The following is a 6469-nucleotide window of genomic DNA, read 5'->3' as shown; positions in this document are numbered from 1 at the left end:
GTGGTACGGAGGTTCATGAGTGGGTGCATGACGCCCGTCATCTGCTCGGTTTCCCCTGCCACTGACGCGAGGGACGCCGCACGCTCAGCGTGCTGGGTACTTGGCATGCCACCGTCGTCGCGGTGGCTGCCTTCGCCGTGGTGATCGGTGTGGCCTACGCCTTCTTGCAGGCCAGAAGGGCCGGACACGCTGATCCGCCCCGTAGTGCCCAGAACCTCTCATTGCTGCGTGGAGAGCTGCTGTTCGGTCCAGATGACCTTTCCTTCGGCCGTGTAGCGAGTGCCCCAGCGGTCGGCGAACTGGGCCACGAGGAACAGGCCGCGGCCGCCCTCGTCCATGGTGGTGGCTCGGCGCAGATGCGGTGAGACGCTGCTGCCGTCGGACACCTCGCAGATGAGGCTGCGGTCGCGGATCAGGCGCACGGTGATGGGGCCGGTCGCGTGCCGGATGGCGTTGGTGACCAGCTCACTGAGGATCAGTTCCAGGGTGAACGCCTCCTCGTCCAGACCCCAGTCGTGCAGCAGCCTGCCGGCGCAGGCCCGCACGCCGGCGACGGCCGAGGGGTCGGAGGGCACGTCCCAGACCGCCGTACGGTCGCTGTCGAGCATCCGGGTGCGAGCGACCAGCAGGGCCACGTCGTCGCTCGGCGCTGTGGGCAGCAGCGCGTCCATCACGCCCTGGCACAGCTGTTCCGGCGTCCGTCCGGCACGTGCGACGGCGCAGCGCAGCCGCTCGATCCCCGCATCGATGTCACGTTGCCGATCCTCGATCAGGCCATCGGTGTACAGCACGACGCTGCTGCCCTCGGGCAGCCGTATCTCCGCCTTCTCGTAGGGCAGCCCGCCCAGCCCCAGCGGGGGACCGGCCGGCACCCCGGCCAGGTCCGCGCGGCCGTCCGGGTACACGACGAGGGGTTCCAGATGGCCGGCTCTGGCCACGGTGCACAGACCGGACACCGGGTCGTAGATCGCGTACAGGCATGTGGCACCGGTGAGCGTTGGGGCTTCGCTCTTCTCCACGTCCCGGTCCTGGTCGATGCGGGTGACCAGCTCGTCCAGACACCAGAGCAGTTCATCGGGGGGCAGGTCGAGCGTGGAGAAGTTGTGGACGGCCGTGCGCAGCTGCCCCATGGTGGCGGCAGCGTGCAGACCGTGCCCCACGACGTCGCCCACCACCATTGCGACACGGGCTCCTGGCAGGGGGATGACGTCGAACCAGTCGCCGCCGACACCGCCGAGCCCCGCCTCGGCCGGCAGATAGCGGTGAGCCACGTCAAGGGCGCTCTGTTCGGGGAGTGCATGGGGCAGGAGGCTGCGCTGCAGCGTGACGGCCATGGCGTGTTCCCGGGTGAAGCGCCGAGCGTTGTCGATGCTCACCGCTGCGCGGGCGACGAGTTCCTCCGCCACCGACAGGTCTTCCTGGGCGAACGGCGTGGGCTCCTTCGAACGCCAGAAGGTGGCCACGCCGAGAATCACTCCGCGTGCCCGCAGCGGAGCCGCGATCATGGAATGTATGCCGTGTGCCACCAGCTGGCGAGCCCGGTCGGGGGCCTGCACCTGCCAGCCGGAGAACGCTGCCAGGTCGGCCTCCAGCACCATCCGCCCGGATCCGAAACCGGCGGCCTGCGGCGTGGCGGGGTTGAAACGGATGAGCTCACCCGGCCGGTACAGCGGTGAGTCGTCCCGGATGCCGCGCAGGGCGACACGACGCAGCTCCGCAATGTTCACCAGGTTCGGTTCCTCACCGCGCAGGACGGCATCGGCCAGGTCGACGCTGGCGTAGTCGGCGAACCTGGGCACGGCGAGGTCGGCCAGTTCCTCAGCCGTCCGGGTCACGTCGAGGGTGGTGCCGACTCGCAGTCCGGCCTCGTACAGCAGGCTGAGCCGTTCCTGTACGACCTCCACGCGGCCCATCAGCCTGCTCAGCTCCGTCGAGTCACGCAGGGTCGCGACCGAGCCTCCCGGACCGGGCTGCTGCGCCATGGGACGCTGGCTGATCGCCAGCAGCCGGTCGCCGACCCTGAGCACCTGGTCGGTGGCCGCCGTGCCGGTCAGCAGAAGCTGTTCGGCGTCCGGCTCGAGTCCCAGGTCTGCCAGGGGCCGGCCTTCCACGTCGGCGTCGAGCCCCAGCAGGCGTCGTGCCTCGTCATTGGCCAGCAGCAGACGGCCTTGCTGATCGATGATCAGAACACCCTCCCGCACCGTGTGCAGAACCGCGTCGTGGTGCTCGTACATGCGGGTCATCTGCGCCGGGCCGAGACCGTGTGTCTGCCGGCGCAGGCGCCTGCTGATCAGTGCGGTCCCTGCGGTGGCCGCCGCGAGCACCAGCCCGGTCGCCGCCAGGACGAGTGGTAGCTGCCGGTCGGCTGCCACGCTCACCCGCTCGACCGTGATGCCCACGGAGACCAGCCCGATGACCTTCCCGTCGGGTGCGGTGACGGGAACGACGGTCCGCACCGAGCGACCCAGCGTCCCCGTGGTCGTCTCGGTGACGATTCCACCGTGCTGTGCCGCCGTGATGGTGCCGATGTAGTGCTGGCCGATCCGCGCCGGATTCGGATGGGTGTAGCGGATGCCCTCGGGGCTCATCACCACGACGAAGTCCACGTCGGAGCGCTTGCGGATCTCCTCGGCCTGCGGCTGGAGCGCGGCCGTGGGGTTCGGGCCGACCACCGCCTCGCGGACCGAGGGGGACGAGGCGACGGCCGTGGCCACCGCCAGCGTGCGGTTGCGGGCCTCGCGCTCGGCGTCGGTCCGGGACTGCAGCAGCAAGGCGCCGACCGCCGCCACCACGAGCACCAGGATGACGAAGACCTGCAGGATGAAGACCTGGCCGGCGACGGTGCGCAGCCCCTGCCAGGACCGCAGACGCCTGAGCTGCCGGTCCATAAACCCCATCTAACCCCGGCCCGAACACGCCATCACCCCGGAGCGGGATGCCGCTCCTGGCCCATCACCGCATGTGTCCGCGGGTGTACGCGATGAGGTCGACGCCCCCCGATGGACCCCTGGGTCTGGGAATGGGCGCTTATCGGGGGGCCACAAGCACTCGGCGGGCGGCAGACGGGAGTGGCAGAAGCGCTGTTCCGGACCAGGAGTCTTCCAGCCGGTGCGGGGCCGAGTCGTTGACCGAGAGTGCAGGGGGGACGGCGTACGTGGAGCGGAAGGCCCGGCTGAAGTCCGTGGCGTGCCGGAATCCGTGCCGGGTGGCGATCTCGGCGATCGTGCGGTGGTCCAGGCGAGGGTCGGCCAGTCGGCGTGGCAGTGCTCCAGACGCCGACGCCGGATGCCGGCGGCCAGGGTCTCCGGCTCGTCGCGGAACAGCAGGTGCAGGGTGCGTGACGAGATGTGATGGTGGGCCGCGATGACGGCCGGGCGCAACTCGGGATCGGCGACGTGCTGATCGACGCAGGCTTTGATCCGGGTCAGGAGGACGGCCCGACGAGTCTCGGGCGGCAGGTTGTCCTGGCACCGAGCTGTCCGGCGAGCACGGTGGCGACCAGGTTCAGGCCGATCGCTCCCAGCCGCGCCGTCTCCTCGGGGCTGCTGGCACGTGCGCTGCTCCGCAAGCCCGCAACATTACGTGCCGAGGAGGGCCGTCGGCCCCCGCGTGGGGCCGTAGCGTCTCGGCAGGCAGACGGTCCGCCCGGCCGCCTCTGAACGGCAGCGGGGTCCGCGGCAGCCGCCTCAGGGTCAGCCGGCCTGGACTGCCTGCCGTGATCGAGGAAGTTGCAGGCAAGCGGTCGGGACGTGGAGAACAGGGCCATGTCTCCCGCTTCGAGGCAGGAAACGCCCCGGTTCCGCTCCAGCCGGCACGGGAAGGCGCTCCCTGGCCGTCCGCTGCTGAAGAAGCTGAGTGAATGGCCTGCGCCGAGGCCGGAGATGACGTCACCGGCGTGCCCGTGCCCCTGCCGTAGCGGGGCGTCCGCCGTCACTGAAGGCGCAGGGCGCCGGGGGCACGGTCCTCGAAGATCTCGATCAACCAGTCGAAGGCGGTCGTTCCGCGCTTCTCGCGTGCCGCGGCCAGATCAGCACTCACCCCGGGACGGTTCGATGGGTGGCAGCGCGAGAGGCGGATCTCCAGCTGGCGTGCGGTCTCCGGGTAGCCCAGGTACGCGCGCGACACCTGATGGTCCCGCCACTCGACCACGAAGTCATCGTCGTCGGGGGTCCCGAAACCACCGCTGAGACAGTCGGCGAACGCGTCGAGATTCCTGCCGAAGTAGCCGTCGGGGCCGTTGACCGCCTCCCCGATGACTCGCCAGAAGTCTTCAAGTGTCCTGATCCGGGCGCCGTCCAGCACGTATGTCGCGGTCACAGCCCTCAGGATACGGATCACCGTTGAGCCCCCGCAGGCGCTCAGGTGGAGATCACGGGTGGGAGTTCACGAAGGTGGGAGTTCATGGGGTGGGGATGCCCGCCGGAGTGCGGGGCGGGCGTCCGAACCGGACCGGGACCCCTGGCGAGTAGAGCACGCTGACAGGCGCCCCGACCGGCGCGGGCAGGCCCGCCGCGGCCACGAGGTTCTCGTCGCAGCGGAGCAGTTCGGCACGGTGAAGCGGCCAACGGGGGTGGGTGTTCGGGAGATACAGGGCGCGGCCGAAGAAGGCGCTGTGCATGCCCCAACGGGCCGTCAGGAAGTGTTCGAGTTCGGTCGGCTCGTCGACCTGCTCGCTGATCCGTATCGCGAGGCTGCTCCGCGCCCCGCGCGGTCCGGGCCAGCGACGGCTGCTGGTGTACGTGAGCGTGGCGCCCTCCTGGCGGATCTCCATCCGTGACCAGACGTACGGGAGGCGGAACGCGGTGCGTCCGACGGCGACGGGGATCAGGCGGGACGCGTCGAGGGAGCGGAAGACCACGCCGCGCCGGCCATGCGCGTCCACGGAGTACAGGCGGACGTTGGTCTCCGGGAAGGTGCCGAGGTACGGGATGCCAGGAAGGCGGAACCATCCGACACGGTGCATCCGGAAGGCGACCAGACCGACGTACGTGACACCGTGCAGGGTGTCCGGCCGGGTGCCGGTCGGCAGCAGCGGGGCGACGTCCGCGGGGTCGGCCGCCCAGTGGAGGAAGGCCAGGTCGAGCCAGGACTGAGTGAGAAGGGGCCGTGCCGCGGAGTGAGGCGGGTCGGCCGTTATGGGCTCTGGACGCACAGTGAGCGGCGGCTGCGGCATCGCACCAGTATCCCGAAGCGCTCCGAGCGACGGAACGCGGGTGTGCCGCCCAGGATCTGAGGGGTCAGGCGTGAGTCGTCAAGATCATGTACGGCGCGGTCCGGGTCTCCGCCGGGCCGTCCTCCGCGGGGGCGTCGGTCGTGAGCGTGGGCAGGTCCACGGTGGGGGAGGGGAAGCCGGCCTCGGTCAGGAAGGACCGGTAATGATCGAGTGAGCGGTAGTGGGTGGCACTGGTCATCGTGGTGCCGTCGAGCAGGCGCAGCAGCGTCGGCACGGTGTCGCCGTCGGTGTACACGGCTCCCGGTTCGCCCTGCTGCAACGTGGAGAAGGCCACGCCGGTCGCCGCCGGGTTGAGGTCGGCGAGGAGATACGGGGCGCCGGGGCGCAGGACGCGGTGGATCTCGGCAGTGAGGGCGGCCAGCCGGTCGTCGTCGGGGTCGGTGCAGTACACCAGGCAGCACACGGCGGCTTCGACGCTGTCGTCGGCGAGCCAGGACAGGGTGCGGCCGTCGAACAGCCGGTAGGAGATACGAGGGTGGGGGCGGTCGGCCCGAGCGATGTCCAGCATGTCCTTCGAGAGGTCGAGTGCCTGGACCGTCCATTCACCGGTGTCCGCGACCCGCGCCGCGACCGCACCGGTGCCGCATCCGATGTCCAGCACCAGCCGGTCGGGGGAGCCGGGGCTGCGGCCGAGCCGTTGCAGCACGTTAGGGAAGACCAGCTTCTCGGCCAGCCGCATGTCGCGGCCCCGGTAGGCGTCGGCTGCGGCGGAGGTGTCCCAGCCGAGGGGGTCCTGGTCGGCGATCACGGGTCGCTGCCTCCTGCACTGGGCCTGGCCCGGACTGTTGAAGAGGGGCGTTCGGCGGCAGCCTGACACAGGACACGACCTGACCGTCGGTGGCGCGGGGAGATTCCCTCGACGGCGTATCCACGGCATGGACGGTTGACGTCGGAGTGGGGCTGCGCGCTTGCCGGGCTTCTTCGACCGTACGGATCACCAGCCGCACCGGCGGCCACGCCGACGGCCGAACGGCACCCGCCCGAGGGGAGGAATGCCCGAGAACGTCGGCACCGCTGACGCGGCCCCGGGGCGCCGTGCGCTGCGTGCGGCCCTTGCCCGACGTGGGACAGCGATACCTGATTGCTCCCCCCACGGCGCCGCCAGGGCCGATGATGTCAGTCATGGCATTGACGACGGCGTTCACCGGGCACCTCCGAGGATGCCCCGGCCTTCTGGCTGGGGAGGAATCGGATTCCTGCGGAGCAGGGCAGAGGTAGCCGGATCGCCGCCGGGGC

6 protein-coding genes are annotated in these 6469 nt (G+C 70.5%); 1 reads left to right on the top strand and 5 read right to left on the bottom strand.

Features of this window, described 5'->3' with window-relative positions:
- The coding region (locus ABZ471_RS47340) for a CbtB-domain containing protein (RefSeq protein ID WP_359075351.1) at positions 1 to 65 on the top strand (65 nt) is incomplete at its 5' end.
- Positions 66 to 218: 153 nt separating this feature from the next.
- On the opposite strand, the gene ABZ471_RS47335 is transcribed toward ABZ471_RS47340, so the two are convergent.
- The 5 genes from ABZ471_RS47335 to ABZ471_RS47315 form a co-directional block, all read right to left on the bottom strand.
- Entirely contained in the window at positions 219 to 2888 is a 2670-nt protein-coding gene (locus ABZ471_RS47335; protein ID WP_359075350.1) for a SpoIIE family protein phosphatase, read from the bottom strand.
- 536 nt (positions 2889 to 3424) lie between these two features.
- On the bottom strand, positions 3425 to 3568 hold the full coding sequence (locus ABZ471_RS47330) for a hypothetical protein (protein WP_359075349.1): 144 nt from the start codon (positions 3566 to 3568) through the stop codon (positions 3425 to 3427).
- Between the two features lie 362 nt (positions 3569 to 3930).
- A complete protein-coding gene (locus ABZ471_RS47325; protein WP_359075348.1) occupies positions 3931 to 4317 on the bottom strand; it encodes a barstar family protein in 387 nt (128 codons plus the stop codon).
- Between the two features lie 82 nt (positions 4318 to 4399).
- A complete protein-coding gene (locus ABZ471_RS47320; RefSeq protein ID WP_359075347.1) occupies positions 4400 to 5173 on the bottom strand; it encodes a DUF2071 domain-containing protein in 774 nt (257 codons plus the stop codon).
- Positions 5174 to 5237: 64 nt separating this feature from the next.
- Entirely contained in the window at positions 5238 to 5981 is a 744-nt protein-coding gene (locus tag ABZ471_RS47315; protein WP_359075346.1) for a class I SAM-dependent methyltransferase, read from the bottom strand.
- Positions 5982 to 6469: the final 488 nt, after the last annotated feature.

Origin of the sequence: Streptomyces sp. NPDC005728, from assembly GCF_040630895.1 — a bacterium.
In the GTDB taxonomy this organism is placed as follows: Bacteria; Actinomycetota; Actinomycetes; order Streptomycetales; family Streptomycetaceae; genus Streptomyces.
This window is presented reverse-complemented; position numbering and strand designations above follow the sequence as displayed.